We start from the raw sequence: 20,024 nt of genomic DNA on the forward strand, positions 1-20,024 counted from the left end.
CTCCTATCGGCGCCGGAGGTCGATGAGCGCCGGGTCGGCGGACGGTTCCGCGCCCTCCCCGCGCACGTGTGCGCGCAGGAACGCGGTGACCAGGCCGGTGAAGGCGCGGCGGGACGCGGCCGGGTCGGTCGTGGCCGGCCGGTCGAGGAAGGCGCGGGCGGCGGTCGGGTCGACCGGGTCCGCGACGGTGAAGTGGTTGGCGCCGCGCACGACGGCGAGCAGGTCGCGCGGGTCGCGCAGCGCCTCGTGGAAGGTGCGGGCCACCGGATCGCGGGAGGGCGGGCGCTCGTCCTCGCCGTAGCGGTCGGAGCTGCCCGTGATGACGCCGTCCTCGGTGCCGACGCCCAGCAGCACCGGGCAGCCGACCTGAGCCGGGAGGACGGTGCCGGGCGGCCAGCCCAGCATGGTCGCGACCATCGTGTGCGTCCCGTAGGCGAAGCAGGCGCGCACGTTCGGGACGAACCGGGCCGACTGGAGGACGACCGTGCCGCCCGCCGAGTGCCCGCCGAGAGCGACCCGGTCCAGGTCGAGCACGCCCTTGAGCGGCCCGATCCCGCCGAGCGCGTCCAGCACGGCGGGGATGGCGGGGCAGGTGGGTCGGGTGCCGTAGGAGTCGGGGCGGGCCGCGTCGAGGTCGACGCCGGGCGTGAGCCCGTACTGGCCGCCGAACAGCTCCGCCACCCGGTCGAACGTCGCGACGACGAACCCGGCGGCGGCGATCCCGGCCGCCAGCTCCCGGTAGACGGCCTGCTCGACGTTCACGCCGGAGCAGAACACGACGACCGGGTAGGGCGCGTGCTCCGGGTCGGGCGGGATCATCCCGGACAGCCGCTCGGCGTCGGTGCCCTCGGCGCGCGCCGGGTAGTAGACCTTCAGGTGCGCGGTGCCGAACGGGGCGGGGCCGCCGGTGTCCGCCGACCACCACAACGACCGGACGGCCAGGGGCGCGCCGGTGGACGTGCTCGGGGAGGTGCCCGTCGCCGTGCTCATGGCCGGGGCAGCTCTCGGTCGCCGCCCCACAGGGCGCGGACGAGCCGGTCGGTGGTCTCCTGCCCGAAGTACCGGACGCCCATCACGTTCGCGGGGTCGCGCTCGGCGATGTTGCGCCGGATCGCGAGGTCGGTGGCGGCGAGCGCGGCCCGCTCCTCCGCGGGGACGGGCGGGGCCTCGTCCACCCAGCCGAGCCACCGGTCGACGTGCTCGGTCAGCAGCCGCTCCACCAGGTCGATGTTCTTCTCCTCGCGGGGGAAGGAGTGGCAGTGCGCGGTGGGGGACAGGCTCGCCCGGATGAACCCGGCGCGGCTGGTGAACCACTCCAGTTGCGGGTTCTGCTCCCGCACCGCGAGCCACTCCTCGTTGAGCGGCTCGTAGTAGGCGTCGTAGTAGGCGCCGTCGGCGAGGAGGTTCACGCGGGGGACGGAGTCGACGTAGAACCATCCCTCGGGCCACACCAGCAGCGCGATGCCGAGGTGCGGCACCCGCACCTGCGGGCCGAGCCACACGGTCAGGTGCAGGTTCGCGAAGCCGGCCGCCGGGTTCCCGAGCCAGGAGTGGACCATCCAGTCGACCTCGGGCCCGCTGTAGGCGGCCAGGCGCCCGCCTGGGCCGTCCGGCGGGTTCCCGTAGGACTCCAGGGCCTCGGTGGACGGGTCGCGGGCCAGTTCGAACCGGGCGTCGATCCGCTCCTTCAGCCGGTCCAGGATCGAGCCGAACCGGTGGAACGTCTCGGTCACGTCGACGGTGGGGGACTCGTCCACCATCTGCTCGACGTGCTGCAGGGTCTCCTTCAACGGGGCGCTCCGCTCGGTGCGTCGGCGGCCAGCGCGGCGACCGCGTGCGCGGGACGCCCGCCGACCAGGTCGGTGTTCTTGGAGACGAGCCGGTTGACGGCCTGGGCCGGATGGACGGCCGCCACGGTGACCGGCTCGGTGGCGCGGGTGACGAGGGGGTGGCTGATGCGTCCCTCGAACGGGCCCGCCCAGGCCGTCCAGAGGGTGAAGTCGGCGGGGAGGGCGAGGATCAGGCCGCCGTCCGGGCCGGACGCGACGACGTTCAGCCGGTTCTCGGCGGCGCGCTCGGGGAGGCCGAGGGCGGTCTCCCAGTCCTCGGCGGGGGTGAAGGGGACCGCGACGGCGTCGGCGTCGGCGATCGCGGCCAGCCGGAAGACCTCCGGGTAGAGGGCGTCGTCGCCCGCGACGAGCGCGAGCCGCCCCCAGGGGAGGGTGAAGACGCCGACCTCGTCGCCGTACTCGGTGGCCCAAGCGGAGTGCCGGGCGGCGGCGTGGAGCTGGAGCTGGCGTCCGGCGAGCCCGTCGGCGTTCACCAGGATGGCGGCGTGCGCGGCACCGTCCCGCACGGTGGTGACGGCGTGCGCGGTGGTGCCGTCCAGCGCTCCGGCCAGCTCCGCGACGACCCGGCCGGGGTCGGCTTCGGCGCCGAACGCCAGCTCCGGCAGGACGATCAGCTCGGCGCCCGCGAGCGCGGCCCGGCGCACCAGGCCGGGGGAGCGGACGACGGCCGCGTCCGCCTTCGCCGCGCCCGGCGGCGCCGTGCGGGGGCGGGGCGGCGCGACGATCGGCGCGTACAGCCGGGGCCTGCGGGCGGCGAACAGGTCGGTGCCGTCCGGGCGGGTCTTGCGGTCGGCGAGGGACGGGTCGATGTCGGCGACGACGACCGCCTCGCCGGTGCGCGGGCCCTTCGCCACGACCGTGCCGTCCGGCGCGACGATCTGGCTCTCGCCCGCGCCGTCGAGGAGGTCCGGCGGCACGCCGAGCCGCTCGGCGATCGCGGGCAGCAGCGCGGCGGGCAGCAGCGGGCCGACCTTGTTGGCGGCGACCACCCACACCCGGTTCTCGGCGGCGCGGACGGGGATGTGCAGGTCCGCCTCGTCGGTGGCGAACGAGTTGAGGCTGTTGAGCAGCACCTGCGCGCCCCGCACCGCCAGGTCGCGCGGGACGTCGCTGGTGACGCCCTCCATGCAGGCGTACATGCCGAGGCGGCCGTACCGGGTGGGTACCACCGGGCCGGCGGCGGTGCCGGGGTCGAGGTGGTCGCCCTCCGCGCCCATCAGCGTCAGCTTGTCCGACCGGCCGAGCAGGGCGCCGTCGGGGCCGTAGAGCAGGCTGCTGACGGTGACCCGGCCCCCGGCGCCGGCGAGCGTGACGTTGGCCTTGACGTAGGCGCGGTGGGCGGCGGCTCTGGCGGAGACGGCGGTGAGGAAGGGGCCGTCCGGCGTGCACGCGTGCCGCCGGGCGGACTCCCGGTCCTCGTACCAGGACAGCCGGTTGCAGAACTCCGGGAGGACGATGACCCGCGCGCCCTCGGCGGCCGCGCGGTCCACCATGCGCAGGCAGGCGGCGAGGTTGCCGGGGACATCGAGGCCCGCCGCGAACTGGACGGCGGCCACCCGGACCGGACCCATCGGGCCTCCCGGTTCCTCTAGCGAAACGCTGTTTCCAAAACTGTACAAGGGCGGCACCCGGGCCGCCAGAGCCGTCGCGAAGAAACTTCACGTCGTGCCGCTCGCGGTCAGGACGCCCCGGGGAGGGTCTCGATCAGCCCGCCGGAGGCGCGGCCGGGTCAGGTGGGGTACGCGCCCGCGCCCATTCCGGCGCCGCCCGCGCGGAACGCGGCGGGCGCGTGCACCGCGCACGTCTGCGCGTACTCGAGCAGGCCCTCGACGCCGTACTCGCGGCCGTGGCCGCTGCGCTTCACACCGCCGAACGGCGCCCGCAGCGCCATCCCCGTGCGGTTGTGGGTGTTGACGAACGTGAACCCGGCGTCGAACCGGCGGGCGAACGCGAACGCGCGCTCCTCGTCCGCCGACCAGACCGACGCGCCGAGGCCGAGGTCGCCCGCGTTGGCGCGGACGGCCACCTCGTCCTCGTCGTCGTAGGCCAGCAGCGGCACCACCGGGCCGAACTGCTCTCCGGCGACGACGGGCGCGTCGTCGGGCACGTCCGTGACCAGCGCGGGCCGGACGAAGTGGCCGCGCTCCATGTCGGCCCGCACCGCGCCCAGTGCGGTGACGGTGCCGCCGCGTCCGGCCGCGTCGGCGATCAGGGCGCGGACCCGTTCGGCTGCCTCCGCCGAGATGACCGGGCCGACCGTGGTGCCCGCGTCCAGCGGGTCGCCGAGCACGAGGACGCGCTCGGCTGCCGCGACGTACGCCTCGTGCACCTCGGCGAGCCGCGACCGCGGCGCGTACAGGCGCTTGGCGGCCATGCACACCTGTCCGGCGGTGGCGAACGACGCCATGACCAGGCGCTCCATCGCCGCGCTGGTGAGGTCGGCGTCGTCCAGAAGCACGACGGGGTCGTTGCCGCCCAGCTCCAGCAGGACCGGGGTGACCGCCTCGGCGGCCGCCGCCCCGATGGCGCGGCCCGCCGCGCTCCCGCCGGTGAACGCGACCCTGTGCACCCCCGGGTGGCCGGCGAGGTGCCGGGCGGTCGCGGCGCCGCCGTGCACCACGCGGACGAGCCCCGGCCGGAACGCCTCCAGCACCCGCGTGACCGCCAGCGGCGCGAGCGGCGACGGCTTGACGACCACCGTGTTCCCCGCCGCCAGCGCGGGCCCGACCTTGAGCAGGGCGAGGATGACCGGCGCGTTCCACGGCGTGATCGCCGCGACCACCCCGTACGGGCGCCGCCGCAGGACGAGCCGCCCGGCGTCGTCGTCCGTCTCCCGGTCGGCGAGCGCGGCCGGCGCCTTCTCGGCGACCCAGCGCAGGTAGGCGGCGGCGAACCGCAGCTCCCCGGCGCAGTCGGCGAGGGGCTTGCCGGTCTCGCGGGCCATCAGCACGTCGGTGCCGGCCATGGCGTCGACGGTGTCGGCGGCCTTGCGCAGGATTTCGGCCCGCTCCTCGGCGGGCAACTCCCGCCAAGCGCGCTGCGCGGACTCGGCGTCCCGGACGGCCCGGTCCACCTGCGCCGGGCCCGCCGCCGGGACGCGGCCGACGACCTCCCCGAGCCGGGCCGGGTTCTCCCGGACGATCACACCCGGCCCGCCGGGCGCCGCGGGTTCGCCGGGCATCAGGCGGCGTCCCGCAGCGAGGCGATCATCGAGGTGCGCAGCAGGTGCCGCCGCATCGCGGCCGGGTCCGCGGCGAGCCCGCGCAGCTCCGCGTGGTGGGCGGCCGGGTCGCTGGACCGCATCCGCTCCCAGTTGGCGTGCGTCACCTTCCGGACGAACGACAGGGCGACGTCGAGCCGGGCGGCCGCCGCCTCGTCGAGCGCCGCCTCCGGGCCGCCCTCCAGTACGCCGGCGAGCGCGCCCGCCAGCCGGACGGCGTCGTGGATGCCGCTGTTCATGCCCATGCCGCCGAGCGGGTTGTTGACGTGCGCGGCGTCCCCGGCCAGCAGCACCCGCCCGGCCCGGAACGCCGACGCGACCCGCTGGTGCACCCGGTAGAGGCTGGCGTGCGCGACGTCCCACTCGGTGTCGGCGACCCCCCGCAGCCGCTCCGGCAGCCGGGACAGCTCGCGGTCGTCGGGCGTGCCGTCCGGTGTCGGGAACAGCACCCGCCAGTGGTCGGGGGTGCGCAGCAGCACCAGCCACTCGCCGGGGTCGAAGACGTAGTTCACCGCGGCGATGCCGGGCAGCAGCTCCTCCACCGGGGTCCGGGTCGAGGCGACCAGGAAGCGCTCCGGGTACGTCATGCCCTCGAACCCGATCCGCAGCGAGCGGCGCACCGCCGAACCGGCGCCGTCCGCGCCGATCAGCCAGTCCGCCCGGAACCGGCCGCCCGCCGCCGTCGTCGCCTCCACCCCGCCTGCGTGCGGCAGGACGGCCCGCACGGCGGCGCCGAACCGCACCTCGCCGCCCGCGGCGAGCAGGCGGTCGCGCAGGATCGGGGTCAGCTTGCTCTGCTCGCACTGCACCCGGAACGGGTACGGCGTGTCCCCGGACAGCACCGACAGGTCCAGTTCGGCGATGACGCCGCCGCGCCGCTCCCGGTACTGGAACGTCCGGGAGACGAGGCCGCGCTCCAGCAGGGCGTCCAGCACGCCCAGCTCGTCCAGCATCTCCAGCGACGGCGGGTGGAACGTGGACGCGCGCGACTCGGCGGCCAGGCCCGGCTCCGCCTCCAGGACGGTCACCGGGACGCCGCGGCGCGCCAGGACCAGCGCGGCGGTGAGCCCGACCGGGCCCGCCCCGGCGACCAGGACCCGCGCCATCACGCCTCCCGGGAGTGCAGGGCGAACCCGTCCTCCACGCCCACGACCCGCGGGTTGGTGAAGAACCGCAGCGTCTCCGCCGTGCCCTCCTCGCCCAGCCCGGACGCCCCCCACGCGGGGCGCGGCGCGTACAGGTGCAGGCTCATCACGCTGGACCCGTTCACCTTGACCTCCCCGGCTCGGACGCGGCGGGCCACGGCCAGCGCCGCGCCCTCGTCGGAGCCGACCACGTAGCCTTCGAGGCCGTAGGCGGTGCCGTTCGCCAGCGCGACGGCCTCGTCCGGCGTCCGGTACGGGTGGACGGTCGCGACCGGCCCGAAGATCTCCTCGGCGGCGTCCCGGGGATCCACCCCGGTCACGAGCGCGGGCGCGAGGTAGTTGCCCCGGTCCGGCACCTTCGTGGCCGACAGGACGCGCCCGCCGAGCGCGTCGCGCCGCGCGGCGACCCGGTCGCGGTGGCGCGAGTGCACCAGCGGGCCGAGGTCGGTGTCCTCGTCGAGCGGCGGGCCCGCGCGCAGCGCCGCGAGCCGCGCGCCGATCGCGTCGAGCAGCGCGCCCTGCGCCGCCTCCGGCACGATGAGCCGGCCGAGCGCGCGGCACCACTGCCCGTTGAGCGTGGTGAGCAGGTCCACGGCGGCGCGGGCGGCGCGGTCCGCGTCGGCGTCCGGCATCACGATCAGCGGGTTGCAGCCGCCCAGCTCCAGCTGGACCGGCTTGAGCCCGGCCGCGCACGCGGCGGCGACCGACCGGCCGCCCGCGGCGCCGCCGGTGAACGACACCGCCCGGACCCGCGGGTCCCCGGTCAGCCGCGCGCCGGTGCGGCCGTCGCCGTGGACGAGCTGGAACACCCCGCCGGGCACGTCCCGCGCGGCGAGGACCTCCGCGACGGCCTCGGCGAACCGCTGGCAGCCGGCCGGCGCGTACTCGCTCGGCTTGAGGATCGCGGGGCAGCCCGCGGCGAGCGCGTTCGCGACCTTGTGCGCCGCCATCGGGGCGGGCGCGTTCCACGGGACCAGGCACAGGGCCGGGCCCCACGGCAGCCGCCGCACCTCCACCGCCCGGCCGTCCGGGTGCGCGAACGCGGCCTCCAGGCCGCCGCCGCGCAGCTGCTCGGCGGCCAGCCGGAACGACCCGGACACGATCATGCCGAGCGGCGCCGCCTGCCGGATCGGGACGCCGGTGGCCGCCGCCTCCAGGGCGGCGATCTCCGCGACCGCCGGTTCGAGGGCGGCGGCGACGGCGTCCAGCAGGTCCGCGCGCTCGGCGGCCGGGCGCGCCGCCCAGCCGCCCGCCGCCGCCTCGGCCGCGGCGAGCGCCCGCTCCACCCGCGCCTCGCCGGTGATCCCGGCGGGCCCGGTCTCGGCGCCGGTCGCCGGGTCCTCCAGCACGGGGCCGGCCGCGGGCGCGTCCGCCCATTCCCCGTCCACCAGGTCGCGGTGCGGCGCGGTCACCGGGGTCGACGGGGTCACCGCGGCACGCTCGCGAACAGCTCGTTCTCCTTGCTCTCGGTGATGACCTGGGCCGCCTCCAGCCGGCCCCGCTCCGCCGGGAACGTCATGACCAGGCCCATCGCGAGGTCGCGGAGCGTCCGGCCGATGACGCCGTCCATCGTCGCGGCGGAGGTGCCGCAGGCCTTGAACGCGCCGAGAGCGACCTGGAAGCACGCCTCGGTGATGTCGCCCTTGGCGAGCCGCCACTGCCGGTACACCTCCGGCTTCGGCCGCAGCGGCGGCTCGGACGTCTCCAGCTCGAGCTGGCGGCGGATCCACAGGTAGGCCGTCTCCAGCCGCTCGGTCATGTCGCCGATGATCACCTGGTGCATCGGCGAGGACGCGATCGGCCGGCCGGAGTCGGCGAACGTCCGGCGGGTGAGCCGCTCGATCGCGAAGTCGTACACGTGCTGCGCCGCGCCGAGGTAGCAGGCGGCGATGGCGAGCTGGTTGCCGACGAAGCTGCCCCGGCTCATCCGCAGCATCCGCACGAACGCACCCGGCACGGTGAGGGCCTCCTCCGCCGGGACGAACACGCCGGTGAGCGTCACCCCGTGGTTGTTGGACGCGCGCATGCCGAGCCCGTTCCACGGCTCGCGGGACGCCACGCCCGGCGCATCCCGCGGCACCAGGAACAGCGCCAGCCCGTCGGCGTCGGATGTGCCGTCCAACCGCGCCGTCACCAGGTAGGTGTCGGCGACGCCGGTGGCGCACCCGAACGACTTCACCCCGTTGAGGACCCAGCCGCCCTCCGCCGGGGACGCGGTCGTGGCGATCGCGATGTTGGCGCCGGACGACTTCACCTCCTCGCTGGCGAAGTTGGCCATCCACGTCCCGGACGCCATCCGGGACAGCACCTTCTCGGCGAACGCCCGGACCGGCTTCACCTCGTCGTCCCCGCTGAAGAGACCGGCCTCGACCGCCTCCAGCGGGAGCAGCCCCCGCGACGCGCTGGTGTTGTGGAAGAAGTACGCGAGCGCGGTGGACGGGCAGGCGGCGCCCATCGCGTAGGTGGCGGCGGCCAGGTCGCGCAGCCCGCCGCCGAGGCCGCCGTACTCCTCGGGCACCACCAGGCCGAGCAGGCCGGCGTCGCGCAGCAGCGCCACGTGCCCGGCCGGGAACTCGGCGGCGGCGTCGGCGCCGGCGGCGGCCTCGCGCAGCCGCGGCAGCACCGCCTCCACGCGCTCGGCCCGCGCGCGCTCGGCGGCGGTCATGGACTCGACGAGCCGCTCGCCGGTCAGCGTCGTCGGCTGGGTCGTCGGCTGGGTCATTCGGCTGGTTCCCTTCGGCTGGTCAGGACGCGGCCCGGTGGGTGCGGCCGGGAAGGGCCGACCCCCAGACGGCCTCCAGGTCTGCGGCGGCGGCCACCAGGGCGGCCCGGTCGATCGGGGTGGCGACGCCGAGGCGGGCGGCCAGGAACAGCACGTCCTCCGCGCACAGGCCGCCGTCGACGCCGCCGAGCGTCGTGTCGAAGCTCCGCACGCCGCTCTTCATCGCGGTCAGCGCGTTCGCCAGGCCCAGCCCGTACGCCTCGCGCAGCCGCACCCGCAGCGGCACCGGCCGGGCGCGTGCCACCGCCTCCTGGAGCAGGTTGCGGACGTGCAGCGGGGACGCGGCCTCGGGGCCCTCGTCGAGCGCGATCTCGGCGCACCCGGCGGCGGCCAGCCGGTCGACGGCGGCGAGGACGTCCCGCTGCCGTCCGGGGGCGAAGCCGTCGCCGATCCGGCCGATGACGGGCAGGCCGCGGGTGCGCGCCGCCCCGATCAGCCGCGCGGCGTCCGGGCCGTCGGCGACCTCGGCGGTGATGCCGGACCCGTGCGGTACCTCGGCCAGGCACGCGGCGTCCTCCACCAGCACCGACCAAGCGGCGGGGGAGCCCGCGCCGTTGGAGCCCGTGCCGTTGGGGAGCGTGCCGTTGGGGAGCGCGCCGGGCGGGACGGCGGGCGGGAGCGGCGTGCGGACCCGGACGCCCGCGGCGCCCACCGCCGCCAGCAGCCGGGCGGCGCCGGCCCGGGTGACGCGGGCGGGCGCGGTGCCGGACGCGGTGAGCCGGCGGTGCAGCGCGGCGGCGAGCCCGGTGTCGGCGATCGTCACCTCGTCCGGCAGCGGGTCGGCGAGCTGCCCCCAGGCGCGGGAGTGGAACAGCAGCGGCGCGGTCCGGCGGGGCGTCGCGGCGCCGAGGACCTCGCCCACGAAGATCGTGTGGTCGCCGCCGGGGTGCGCGTGCACGACCCGGCAGTCCAGCCAGGCGACCGCCTCGCCGAGCACGGGCGCGCCGGTCGGCGCCGCGGTCCACGTCCCGCCGGCGAACCGGTCGGCGCCCGGCTCGCCCCCCGCGAACCGGTGCCCGAGCGCGGCCTGGTCCTTGCCGAGGACGCTCACCGCGAACACGCCGCTGCGCTCGACCAGCGCGTGCGTGCGGACGTGCCGCGCCAGGCAGACCATGACCAGGGGCGGGTCGAGGCTGACGCTGCCGAACGAGCCCGCCGTCATGCCGTGCCAGCCGGTGCCGGAGACGGTCGTGACGATGGCGACGCCGGTCGGCCACTGGCCGAGCACCGAACGGAAGGTCTGCGCGTCGACCGCCACGGCATCGGGCCCTTCGTTTCGCAGCAGGAAACACCGTCACGCTCACGGTAACGACGTCGCGAAGCGGGTGTCAACGCCCCGAGCGGAGACGAGTGTTTCTGTACGGGAAACGCGATGGCCTAGACTGCGGCTGGTCCCACCCCGTCGGAAGGAACCGCCGTGCCGCGCAGTGCGAGCCCTTCGAGCGCCGCCGCGTCCCCCGCCGAGGAGGGCGAGGGGCAGAGCCGGTCGATCGCCGCCGTGGAGCGCGCGATGGACGTCCTGCTGCTGTTCGGCCGCAGCGGCCGGCCCGACCTCGGGGTCACCGAGATCGCCACCGAGCTCGGGCTGACCAAGGCCGCCGTGCACCGCATCCTCACCGCGCTGCGCAGCCGCGACCTCATCGCCGTCGACCCCGTGACCCGCCGGTACGCGCTCGGGCACGCCGCCATCGCGCTCGGCCGCGCCTACCTCGCCCGGATGGACCTGCGCGCGCTGGCCGCGCCCGAGCTGCGCCGCCTCGCCCAGCAGGTGGGGGAGACGACCACCCTGTCGATCCGGCGCGGCGACACCCGGCTGTACGTCGACCAGGTCGTGCCGCCGAACGAGCTGCGGGTGGAGGTCAGCCTCGGCATCCCCTACCCGCTGCACGCGGGCAGCTCGTCCAAGGCGATCCTGGCGTTCCTGGACGAGGCCGAGGTCGGCGCGCTGATCGCCCGGCACGGGCTGGAGGCGCTGACCGAGCGGACCATCGTGGACGAGGACCGGCTCCGCAGGGAGCTGGCGGCGGTCCGCAAGCGTGGGTACGCCTCCTCGCAGGGCGAGCGCCAGGAGGGGACCGCCTCGATCGCCGCGCCGGTCTTCGACCACGACGGCCGGGTCATCGCGGCGCTCAGCGTCGCCGGGCCGCTCACCCGGTTCAAGCCGCGGATGGCCGAGTGCGCGCCGGCGCTGGTGGAGTCCGCCGCGCGGCTGTCCGGCGAGCTCGGCCACCGCGGCTGACCGCGTCCCGCCGCCGCCTTTCCCGTCACCCTCCCCGCCGCCTTTCCCGCCGCCTTCCCGTCACCTCGGCGGGGGCCGCCCATCGCCGCCCGGCACCGCCTCCGCGATGATCGCGCAGTGAAACGATTGTGTTTCCGCTGCCGCCCGCCCCTTGACATCGCCGCGCCGTAGCGGTTTCGCTATCCGCACCTTGCGAAACCCTGTTTCCTTGTGCGAAACGGGGCGAGAGGAGCGGCGACATCCATGAGACGCACACGCACCGCCCTGCGCGGCGCCGCGGCGGTCGCGACCGCGGCCGGCGCCGTCACGGTGCCGCTGGCCGCGGCGGGCGCCGCGCACGCCGGCACGGGACAGGTCCCCTACCAGTGCACGATCTTCGGGAGCACGTTCGCGTACGACGCCTCGGTGACGGTGTCCGCGCCCGCGTCCGCCAAGGTGGGTGACGAGGTCGCCGTCGAGGCCGACTTCTCGAACATGCCCGGCGTCGCGCCGCTCCCGGTCAACTCCTGGACCACCTCCGGCACGCTCGCCGTCTCCGGCGCGCAGTCCGGTTCGGTGCCCATCCAGGCGCCCAAGCGGACCGAGACGATCCCCGCGTACGGCGAGCTGCCGATCGGGAAGGTCTCCGGCAGGCTCGCGCTCACCGCCGCCGGGCAGGTGAGGATCGCGCCCGCCGGGCTGACGATCGTCGCCGAGGCCGGCGCGCAGGCCACCATCACCTGCACGCCGAAGACCGCGCCCGGGACGCTCGCGACGATCGACGTCGCCGAGGGCGGCCCCGCAGCCTCGGTCAGCCCCGCCACGGTCGTCCAGGGCGGCGCGATCAGCGTCACCGGCTCCGGCTGGCAGCCGGGCGCGGCGGAGCTGGCGCTGTGCGACGCCGCCGGCGCCGCCTGCGACCCCGGCGGCCTGACCGGGGTGTCGGCCTCCGCCGACGCCGCCGGGAAGCTCACCGCGTCGGCGACCGTCGCCGAGTCCGCCGCGCCGGGGGCCCGCACCGTCGTGGTCACCCAGGGGCAGGTGAGCCGCGCCGTGCCGCTGACCGTCACCGAGAAGACGCCGCCGCCCACCGGGGCGTGCGCCGGCGAGCCCGCCGAGCGGTGCGCCGAGCAGAAGATCAACCTGTCCGTGACCGGCGGGCCGCTCACCATGTCCCGCGAGCCGGGCGAGGTCGACCTCAGCCCGGTGACGCTGGACGGCACCGAGCAGGCCGCCACCGGGGCGCTCCGGAAGGTCGAGGTCATCGACGCGCGCGGCGGGACCACCGGCTGGTCGCTCACCGGCACGCTGACCGACTTCACCGCACCGGCCGGCACGAAGATCCCCGCCGGGAAGCTGACCTGGACGCCGAACTGCGCCGCGGGTCCCGGGGCCAGCGCGGTGACGCAGGGCAGCGCCGGGCCGCTCGACACCACCACGGCGGCCACGCTGTGCTCCGCGCCCGGCGGGTCCGGGCAGATCGTGGGCGGGACGTTCACCGCCGGCGCCGGGCTGCGGCTCACCGTCCCGCCGGCGACCGGCGCGGGCCGCTACACCGCCGTGCTCACGCTCACGCTCTCCTGACCGCCCCGAGCCCCGCGGCCGGGCGGCGACCCGCCCGGCCGCAGCGAGGTGACCGATGACCCCCCGACAGCGGATCGCCGCCGCCGCGGCAGCGGCGGGCCTCGCCGCCGGCGCCGCCGCGCCCGGCGCCGCGGCGGCGGCCGAGGCCGCACCCGGCCCCGCGACCGGGAACGGGGCCTGGTCCGTGGGGCCCGCCAACGCGAGCGCCGCCCTCGCCGCCCGGCCCTTCTTCGCGTTCGACGCGCCGCCCGGCGCCACCGTCCGCGACGTCGTCCGGATCACCAACCTCACCCGCCGCCCCCTCACCTTCCGCGTCTACGGCGCGGACGCCTACAACACGCCCCGCGACGCCGGGTTCGCGCTGCGCGGGGCGGACGAGGCGCCGCGCGACGTCGGCGCCTGGATACGCATGAAGTCCGCGACGCAGAAGATCCCGGCGCGGACCGCGAAGGAAATCCCGTTCACCCTGACGGTCCCCGCCAACGCCACCCCCGGCGAGCACATCGGCGGAATCGTCGCGCTGAACACCGCCATCGAGAGCGTCCAGCAGGCGGGCGGCGCCCGCGTCGGGGTGCGGCGCGCCGTCGGAGCCCGCGTCTACCTGCGCGTCTCCGGCCCGCTCACCCCCGGCCTGCGCGCCGCGAGCCTCGGCGTGCGGCGCAGCGACCCGGCCGTCCCGTTCGTCCAGCGGGGGCGCGGGACGATCCGCTACACCGTCGTCAACACCGGCAACCAGCGGATCGCGCCGACCGCCCGCGTCCGCGCCACCGGCGCCTTCGGGCGCGAGATCAAGCGGTGGCCGGACCGGCGGCTGCCCGAACTCCTGCCCGGCGGGCGCACCGAGATCACGCTGCCGTGGGACGGTACGCCCGCGCTGGACACGGTCACCGTCCGGGTGGAACTGGTCGCGGCCGGCGGCATCGACGTCCGCGCCCAGACCCGGTTCACCGTCGTGCCCTGGGTCGCGCTGCTCACGCTCGCGGGCGGCGTGTTCGTGCTGTGGTCCGTCCTGCCCCGGCTCATCCGCCGCTGGCGGGAGCGGGCCGGGCTGACCTCCGGCGATACCGAGACGGGGGTCTTCCTGTGAGGCCGCGTCTTCCCGTGGGGCTCCGCTTTTCCGCACGGCGCCCGGCCGCGCTGCTGCTCGCCCTCGCCGTCGCCGCCGGTGTGCAGCCCGCCGCCGTCCCGGCCGCCGCCGCGCGGACCGCGCCGCCGGCCGTGGAACCGGGGGCGGCCGTCGAGCCGTCCTCCGCCGCCGCGGGCACGGCCGCCCGGATCAGCGGCAGCGCGTGGACGCCCGGCGCGACCGTGCAGGTCCAGGTCTGCGGCGCGGAGGCGGTGCACGGCTCGGCCGACTGCGACACCGAGCGCGCCGTGACCGCCATGGTCGCGCCCACCGGGACGTTCGAGGCCGGGCTCACCGTGGGTGCGCCCCCCGCCGCGTGCCCCTGCGTCGTCCGGGTCGGCACCCTGCCCGGCGGCCCCGGGCCGGAGGCGGTGGTGACGGTGCCGTTCACCGTCGCGGGCCACCCGGTCGAGGCCGTCCGCCGCGACGCCCCGCCCGTCCGCGCGGACGTCGTCGGCCTGGAGCTCGTCGGCGGCGGCGGGCGCGGCGAGCTGTTCGGCGGCAGGCCCCGCCGCACCCTGGTGCTGCGGATCCGCAACAGCGGCCCCGAGCCCCTCGAGAACGCGCCGCTGGTGGTCGGCTGGGGCGGCGGGGCCGTGCCCGACAGCCCGCTGGACGCCCCGCCGACCGGGACGCTGCGTCCCGGGCAGACCGCCACGTACCGGATCCCGGTGGTGCTGCCGCCGGCCTCGTTCGGGCGGTTCGTGGTCGGCGGCCGGTACGCCGGCGCCGTCCCGTTCGAGACGAGCTTCAGCGCCTACCCGTGGGGGCTGCTCGGCGCCAACGCGCTGGCCGCGCTCCTGCTGCTGATCGGTGTCCGGCTGACGCTCGGCCGGTGGGCGCGGGCCCGCAGGCGCCGCCGCCGGGCGGTGCCCGCCACCGCCGCGCCGCCCGCCGCCCGTGCCCCGGAGGCGACGGTGGAGCTCACCGACGTGATCGGCTACCTGGACTCGGTGGCGCCGTCGCCGTCCGGCGAGTACGTCGTCGACCGCGACGCGCTGATCGGCTACCTGGAGCGCCGGACGGGCGGGGCCGCGGCGGCGGTCGACACCGAGGCACTGGAGCGCTTCCTCGCCCTGCCGAGAGGGGACGCGCGATGACGATCTCCTCGCGGCGGGCGTCCCTGGCCGGTGTGGCCTCCGCCGCCGCCGGACCGCTCGCGGGCGGCACCGTGCTGCTGCTCTCCGACGCGCTCGGCGGCGTCGTGAAGGTCCCCGGCGACGTGGTGACGTACATGGCGCTGACCGGGCTCGTGCTCGCGTGCGCCGGCGCTCTGGCCGTGCCACGGCTGGCCGGACGGTTCCGCGCGCACCGGGTCACCGCCGTCGGCGGCGTCCTCGCAGGGCTCGCCGTCGCGGTCGCCGGAGCGGCCCCCGCCGTGCCGGTGTTCGCGTCCGGGGTGATGGCGGCCGGGCTTCTCGCGAGCCCGCTGCTGGCCGCGCCCCGCGCGCGGGCGGCGCGGTCGCCCGGCGCCGCGGCATGGGGGCAGGCCGCCGCGCTCGGCGGGGCGGCGGCCGCCGCGTGGGTCGCGACGCTGTGGTCCGCCGATCCCGGCACGGCGCTGCTGGTCGCGGGGGTTGCGGGGGCCGTTCTCGCCCTTGCCGCGTCGGCCGCGCCCGAACCGGCCGGCTCCGAGCGCCCGGTCGCGCGCGGCGTGCTCCGGGACGTCCGCGCCGCCCTGCCCGTCCACCTCCTCGTGGGATGGACGGTCGGTGCCTCCCTCATGGGCGGCCTGCACCTGCTGACCTTCCGATGGGACCTGATCGGCGACGAGCCCGTCCGGTACCTGGCGTGGGCGCTCATGGCGGGGGCCGTGCTCGCCGTCCTGGGGCGCCGGGCCGCCGGCGCGGCGCAGACCGTCCCGTGGCTGCTGCTCGCGGGGGCGGCGGCGCCGCTGCTGATGGCGACCGCGCCCGGACCGGCGATGCTCGCCGCCGGGTTCGCGGTCGTCCTGGCCGCCGCCTGCCTGGCCACCGCCGCCCTCGACGCCACCGTGCTCCGGCCGCTGCCAGAATCGCGCCTACTGGCAGCGGCCGGCCTCACCGGGGCCGCCGCCGCGCTCGGCGGGCTGGCCGGGTTCGGCTGCGCCGCCGCCCTGCGCGGCGTGCTCGCCGAGGGGTCCGCGCTGGCGGTCACCGCCGTGCCCCCGGTCCTCGGCGCGCTGCTGGCGCTGCGCGTGCGCGGGCCGGAACCCGATCCGGCGCCGTTCCTGCACGTCCAGGGGCTGTCGGTCCCGCGCGGGACGGTGCCGCTGCGGCGCGCCGGCCTCACGGTGGCGGCGGGGGAGATCGTCGCGCTGTCGGGCCCGGGGGCGGGCACGCTGCTCGCCGCCCTGGCGGGCGCGGTGCCGTGCCGCGGCAAGGTACGGCTGGGCGGCGCCGACCTGACCGCGCTCGACGCCGGGCAGCGGATGCGCCTCGGGCTGTGCCACCACGCCGGACCCGCGCCCCGCGTCCCGGACGGGCGCCCGGTCGCCGAGGGCCTCGCCGCTCACGCGCGCGACATGGGGCACGCCGACCCCGGCTCCGCCGCCCGCGCCGTGCTGGAGGTCTTCCCCGCGCTGCGCGGCCTCGGCGGCGAGCCCGTGCGGGCGCTGTCCGCCGCGCAGAGGGACCTGCTCGCGCTGGCCGAGGCGCTGCTCACCCGGCCCCGGCTCCTGCTGGTGGACGGCATCGCCGCCGGCCCGGGAGCGGGTGCCGTGCACACCGTGCTGCGCAGGCTCGCCGCCACCGGGACCGCCGTGCTCGTCGCCGCGCCGGCCGCCCCGGAGATCCGCGCGCTCGCATGCCGCGGCTACACCGTCGGACGCGACCGCGTCACCGAGACCCCCGTCCCCGCCGCCGCGCCCGCCACCGCACGGCGGACGGCGGCCGCCGGCAGCACCGGAGGTTCCGCCCCGTGATCGCGATCGCCCTCGCCGCCGCGCTGAGCGCCCCAGGAACCCTTCCCCCCGTCCAGGGCGCGGCTGCCGCGCCCTCGCCGGCGCTCCAGGTCAGCCGCGCCGCCGACCTCCAGCCCGGCGAGACGATCACCGTCACCGGGACCGGGTTCCGGCCGGGCCTGAAGTCGGTCGCCGTCGGCCTCTGCCGGGAGGGCTACACCAACGGGCTCAAGGACTGCGACCTCGGCGGCGGCGCGACCTTCGTCAACGTCGACGCCCGGGGCAGGCTGCCGGAGGTCCGGCTCACGGCGCGCCCGCGGTTCGGCGGGATCGACTGCACGTCCCGCCAGTGCGTCATCGGCGCCGGCCCGCTGCCGGGGGCCGTGCCGCGCGCCGTCGTGGACGCCAACACCGCGATCGTCCGCGTCGGATTCGCCGGATCGCCCGTCAAGGGCGGCACCGCCGTCCGGACCTCCGCGGCGCCCGCCGCGAGCGCCGGACCCGGCACCGGCGGGCCGTCCACCCGGCTCTGGGCCGCCGTCACCGGGCTGATCGTCCTCGTGGGCGCCGCCGTCGCCGCCGTCCAACGCCGCAGCAGATGACCAGCCGCAGCAGATGACCAGAAGGAGCAACGCCGTGACCAGATCCCTGAGGCGCGCCGGAGCCGCCGCCGCGCTCACCGGCGCCTGCGTGCTGGCGTTCGCGCCGCCCGCGTCCGCCGCACCGAAGATCACCGCGAGCAAGACCACCGGGCTGAAGGCCGGGGACACCATCACCGTCCAGGTGAGCGGCATGACCCCGAACGAGACCTTCGTGACCCTCGGCCTGTGCAAGCCCGGCCCCAAGCTGCCGACCGACTGCGCCGCGCAGGACACCGGCGGCGCGATCCTCGGCGGCACCGACGCGGACGGCAACTTCATCACCAAGGACAAGTCGACGTCCGCGAAGATCAAGATCGTGGCGAAGGCGGGCGGCGCCGACTGCACGGCCAAGCCGGGCGCCTGCGTCATCGCGGTCACCGCGCCCGGCAACCAGGGTCCCAACACGGCCGAGATCCCGGTCACCTTCGCCGGCAAGAGCGGGGGCACGGGCGGCGGGAACACCGGCGGCGGCGGCGACGGCGGGGGCGCCCCCACCGGCTCCGGCGGCGCGAACGGCACCGGCGGCACCAAGAACCTGCCGAACACCGGCAGCCTCGACGGCGTCCCGACCTACGCGCTGATCGCGTCCGCGCTGGTGATGGCCGGGGGCGCCGCGCTGCTGATCATCCCGCGGCGGCGCAGGGCGCACGACGGCCGCTGACCGCGTTCGCGCACCGGCGCGGCGCCTCCCCGCGTCAGTGCGCGAACGCGAACCCCGCCGCGCGCAGCTTCGCCGACGTCACCGGCACCTCCGGCGTCCTGATCTCGCCGCGGAAGGCCAGCTCCGCGAGCCCCTCGGCGGCGCAGATCTCCCCGAACGCCTCGGCGTTCGTCGGCGGCACCACCGCGTCGGGGAACGCGTTGTAGGCGCCGGTCAGCCCCTCGCTCACCACGAAGTCGAGCGCCGCCGCCGCGTCCCGGTAGTCGATCCGGTACAGCAGCGCGCGGGCCGAGAACGGGACGCTCCCGCCGAGCCTCTCGTGCGCGAACCGGACCCGGGCCGGGTAGTCGATGTCACCGGGGTGGCCGTAGACGTCCGGGATGCGCACCACCGCGCCGCCCGGCGACGCCAGCACCGCGTCCTCGGCCGCGATGAAGCCGCGCGGTGAGGCGTCCGCGTCGCCGGTCCGCGGGCTCCGCTCGTCGATCACCGGACCGGTGCCCGCGCCGTAGACGGACGTCGAACTGGTGAAGACGACCCGCGGATGGACGGCGACGGCGGTCCGCGCGCTCGCGACCAGCGTGTCGGCGTACTCGGCGACGCGCTGCCCGGGGTCGAAGGACCGCGACAGCCGCGGGCTGACGGTGAGCACCACCGCGTCGGCCCCGCGCACCGCCTCGGTGACGGCCGGGCGGTCGGCGCCGCGCAGCACCGCGACGTCCGCGCAGACCGCCGCCACCTCACCGGCCCGCTCGGGAGAGGTGGTCGTCCCGAGGACCTCGTGCCCCCGCTCGCTCCACCGCCGGGCGAGCTCCATGCCCACGTTCCCGCAACCGATCACCACGTACCGCACGGCCCCTCCTCAAAATGGAAACAGCGTTTCCATGCTGTCATGCCATGGATCGCGCGTCGAGCGGCACCGCGTCCCGCGGGGAGGGACGAAGGTCACCCTCTTCCCCGGACCGACGCCTCTGCCCGGGACGGGCGTTTGCCCGGGACCCTGGGGGTGACCGACAGGTGGAGACCCGAGCCTTGGGGGACTGCATGAACGGACAGCCGATCGCCGGGATCGTCGCGGGCCATGACGGCTCCGAGAACGGGGTCCGGGCCCTGGACTGGGCGGCCGAGGAGGCCCGCGTCCGGGACGTGCCGCTGACGGTGCTCCACGTCTACGACGCCTACGTGGGCGGCCCCATCGTCCCGCCCGTGGACCTGCGGAGCCTGGCCCAGGAGACCCTGGACGCCGGCCTCGCGCACGTCCGCGAGGCGGCCCCCGACGTGGAGGTGCGCGGGGTGCTCGCCAGCGGGCTGGCCGCCGCCAAGCTGATCGAGGCGGGGCGGAGCGCCGACCTCCTCGTGCTGGGCCCCCGGGGCCTCGGCGGCTTCGCCGGGCTGGTGCTCGGTTCCGTCAGCGCCCAGGTCGTCGCGCACGCCCCCTGCCCGGTGGTGATCGCCCGCGGCGACCGCGGCCCCGCCACCGGCCCGGACCGCGTGGTGGTCGGCGTGGACGGCTCGCCCGCCTCCCGCGCCGCGCTCGCCCTCGCCTTCACCGAGGCGGAACTGCACAAGGCGTCCGTGCTCGCGGTGGCCGCCTGGGCGGCGGCGCCGTCCGAGGACCTGCCGCCGCTGGTGGACGCGGCCGGCATGCGGGAGGCGGCGGAGAAGCGGCTCGCCCAGCTGATGATGCCGCTGCGCGAACTGCGCCCCGGCGTCGACGTCGAGGTCTCCGTCCGCACCGGGCCGCCGCGCGATGTCCTGCTGGAGGCCGCCGCCGACGCGCGCCTGCTCGTCGTCGGCTCCCGGGGCCTCGGCGGCTTCCGCGGCCTGCTGCTGGGGTCGGTCAGCCACGCCCTCGTCCAGCACGCCCCCTGCCCCGTGGCGGTCGTCCACGTGACCGGCGACCACCGGTAGCCGCC

General features: G+C 77.2%; 17 protein-coding genes. 8 read left to right on the forward strand and 9 right to left on the reverse strand.

From position 1 onward, the window contains the following. Window positions 1-3: 3 nt before the first annotated feature. From CHF16_RS24655 to CHF16_RS24690, 8 genes are all read right to left on the reverse strand, one after another. On the reverse strand, window positions 4-990 hold the full coding sequence (locus CHF16_RS24655; protein ID WP_089328503.1) for an alpha/beta hydrolase family protein: 987 nt from the start codon (window positions 988-990) through the stop codon (window positions 4-6). After that, a complete protein-coding gene (locus tag CHF16_RS24660) occupies window positions 987-1,790 on the reverse strand; it encodes an oxidoreductase (protein ID WP_089328504.1) in 804 nt (267 codons plus the stop codon). Before CHF16_RS24660 ends, CHF16_RS24655 begins: the two co-directional genes overlap by 4 nt. After that, window positions 1,787-3,421, reverse strand: coding sequence for a nitrilase-related carbon-nitrogen hydrolase (locus tag CHF16_RS24665; RefSeq protein ID WP_089328505.1), 1,635 nt, complete (start codon window positions 3,419-3,421; stop codon window positions 1,787-1,789). The genes CHF16_RS24660 and CHF16_RS24665 overlap by 4 nt, the downstream gene beginning before the upstream one ends. A gap of 158 nt (window positions 3,422-3,579) precedes the next feature. Next, window positions 3,580-5,031, reverse strand: a complete 1,452-nt coding sequence (locus tag CHF16_RS24670; RefSeq protein WP_089328506.1) for an aldehyde dehydrogenase family protein — start codon at window positions 5,029-5,031, stop codon at window positions 3,580-3,582. Continuing rightward, window positions 5,031-6,176: an FAD-dependent oxidoreductase gene (locus CHF16_RS24675; RefSeq protein ID WP_089328507.1), complete on the reverse strand. Its 1,146-nt coding sequence runs from the start codon at window positions 6,174-6,176 to the stop codon at window positions 5,031-5,033. Before CHF16_RS24675 ends, CHF16_RS24670 begins: the two co-directional genes overlap by 1 nt. Next, a complete protein-coding gene (locus CHF16_RS24680) occupies window positions 6,176-7,645 on the reverse strand; it encodes an aldehyde dehydrogenase family protein (RefSeq protein WP_245869158.1) in 1,470 nt (489 codons plus the stop codon). Before CHF16_RS24680 ends, CHF16_RS24675 begins: the two co-directional genes overlap by 1 nt. Then, complete coding sequence (locus tag CHF16_RS24685) at window positions 7,642-8,937, reverse strand: acyl-CoA dehydrogenase family protein (RefSeq protein WP_218826817.1); 1,296 nt, start codon at window positions 8,935-8,937, stop codon at window positions 7,642-7,644. Before CHF16_RS24685 ends, CHF16_RS24680 begins: the two co-directional genes overlap by 4 nt. A 22-nt stretch (window positions 8,938-8,959) precedes the next feature. After that, window positions 8,960-10,255 carry a flavin reductase gene (locus CHF16_RS24690; RefSeq protein ID WP_089328508.1) on the reverse strand — a complete coding sequence of 432 codons (1,296 nt, stop codon included), beginning with the start codon at window positions 10,253-10,255 and terminating at the stop codon, window positions 8,960-8,962. Between the two features lie 159 nt (window positions 10,256-10,414). Here CHF16_RS24690 and CHF16_RS24695 point away from each other — a divergent pair, with 159 nt between their 5' ends. The 7 genes from CHF16_RS24695 to CHF16_RS24720 all read left to right on the forward strand — a co-directional run bounded on the left by CHF16_RS24695 (window position 10,415) and on the right by CHF16_RS24720 (window position 18,108). Then, the gene (locus tag CHF16_RS24695; RefSeq protein WP_245869160.1) at window positions 10,415-11,236 is read left to right on the forward strand and encodes an IclR family transcriptional regulator; all 822 of its coding nucleotides are present in this window, start codon (window positions 10,415-10,417) and stop codon (window positions 11,234-11,236) included. A 243-nt stretch (window positions 11,237-11,479) separates the two neighbouring features. After that, window positions 11,480-12,799: a WxL domain-containing protein gene (locus CHF16_RS40440; RefSeq protein ID WP_089328509.1), complete on the forward strand. Its 1,320-nt coding sequence runs from the start codon at window positions 11,480-11,482 to the stop codon at window positions 12,797-12,799. Window positions 12,800-12,854: 55 nt separating this feature from the next. After that, on the forward strand, window positions 12,855-13,886 hold the full coding sequence (locus CHF16_RS24705) for a DUF916 domain-containing protein (RefSeq protein WP_089328510.1): 1,032 nt from the start codon (window positions 12,855-12,857) through the stop codon (window positions 13,884-13,886). 14 nt (window positions 13,887-13,900) lie between these two features. Beyond that, entirely contained in the window at window positions 13,901-15,025 is a 1,125-nt protein-coding gene (locus CHF16_RS24710) for a hypothetical protein (protein ID WP_089328511.1), read from the forward strand. Beyond that, a complete protein-coding gene (locus CHF16_RS39640; RefSeq protein WP_143228107.1) occupies window positions 15,022-16,827 on the forward strand; it encodes an ATP-binding cassette domain-containing protein in 1,806 nt (601 codons plus the stop codon). Before CHF16_RS24710 ends, CHF16_RS39640 begins: the two co-directional genes overlap by 4 nt. Continuing rightward, window positions 16,824-17,408, forward strand: coding sequence for a neocarzinostatin apoprotein domain-containing protein (locus tag CHF16_RS24715; protein ID WP_179271683.1), 585 nt, complete (start codon window positions 16,824-16,826; stop codon window positions 17,406-17,408). Before CHF16_RS39640 ends, CHF16_RS24715 begins: the two co-directional genes overlap by 4 nt. 34 nt (window positions 17,409-17,442) lie before the next feature. Further along, window positions 17,443-18,108 (forward strand): neocarzinostatin apoprotein domain-containing protein, encoded by a 666-nt coding sequence (locus CHF16_RS24720; protein WP_179271684.1) that lies wholly within the window; start codon window positions 17,443-17,445, stop codon window positions 18,106-18,108. 34 nt (window positions 18,109-18,142) lie between these two features. Here CHF16_RS24720 and CHF16_RS24725 read toward each other — a convergent pair whose 3' ends face one another. Beyond that, the gene (locus CHF16_RS24725; RefSeq protein ID WP_089328514.1) at window positions 18,143-18,961 is read right to left on the reverse strand and encodes an NAD(P)-binding domain-containing protein; all 819 of its coding nucleotides are present in this window, start codon (window positions 18,959-18,961) and stop codon (window positions 18,143-18,145) included. A gap of 191 nt (window positions 18,962-19,152) precedes the next feature. Between CHF16_RS24725 and CHF16_RS24730 the strand changes: the two genes are divergently transcribed. Further along, the gene (locus CHF16_RS24730; protein ID WP_179271685.1) at window positions 19,153-20,019 is read left to right on the forward strand and encodes a universal stress protein; all 867 of its coding nucleotides are present in this window, start codon (window positions 19,153-19,155) and stop codon (window positions 20,017-20,019) included. Window positions 20,020-20,024 lie beyond the last annotated feature (5 nt).

It is taken from the genome of Actinomadura meyerae (assembly GCF_900188445.1).
Classification (GTDB): Bacteria; Actinomycetota; Actinomycetes; order Streptosporangiales; family Streptosporangiaceae; genus Spirillospora; species Spirillospora meyerae.

Coding starts and splice junctions, on each gene's coding strand:
- CHF16_RS24655 (WP_089328503.1), bottom strand. CDS start 990: ATGAGCACGGCGACGGGCACCTCCCCGAGCACGTCCACCGGCGCGCCC.
- CHF16_RS24665 (WP_089328505.1), bottom strand. CDS start 3,421: ATGGGTCCGGTCCGGGTGGCCGCCGTCCAGTTCGCGGCGGGCCTCGAT.
- CHF16_RS24670 (WP_089328506.1), bottom strand. CDS start 5,031: ATGCCCGGCGAACCCGCGGCGCCCGGCGGGCCGGGTGTGATCGTCCGG.
- CHF16_RS24675 (WP_089328507.1), bottom strand. CDS start 6,176: ATGGCGCGGGTCCTGGTCGCCGGGGCGGGCCCGGTCGGGCTCACCGCC.
- CHF16_RS24685 (WP_218826817.1), bottom strand. CDS start 8,937: ATGACCCAGCCGACGACCCAGCCGACGACGCTGACCGGCGAGCGGCTC.
- CHF16_RS40440 (WP_089328509.1), top strand. CDS start 11,480: ATGAGACGCACACGCACCGCCCTGCGCGGCGCCGCGGCGGTCGCGACC.
- CHF16_RS24705 (WP_089328510.1), top strand. CDS start 12,855: ATGACCCCCCGACAGCGGATCGCCGCCGCCGCGGCAGCGGCGGGCCTC.
- CHF16_RS39640 (WP_143228107.1), top strand. CDS start 15,022: ATGACGATCTCCTCGCGGCGGGCGTCCCTGGCCGGTGTGGCCTCCGCC.
- CHF16_RS24730 (WP_179271685.1), top strand. CDS start 19,153: ATGAACGGACAGCCGATCGCCGGGATCGTCGCGGGCCATGACGGCTCC.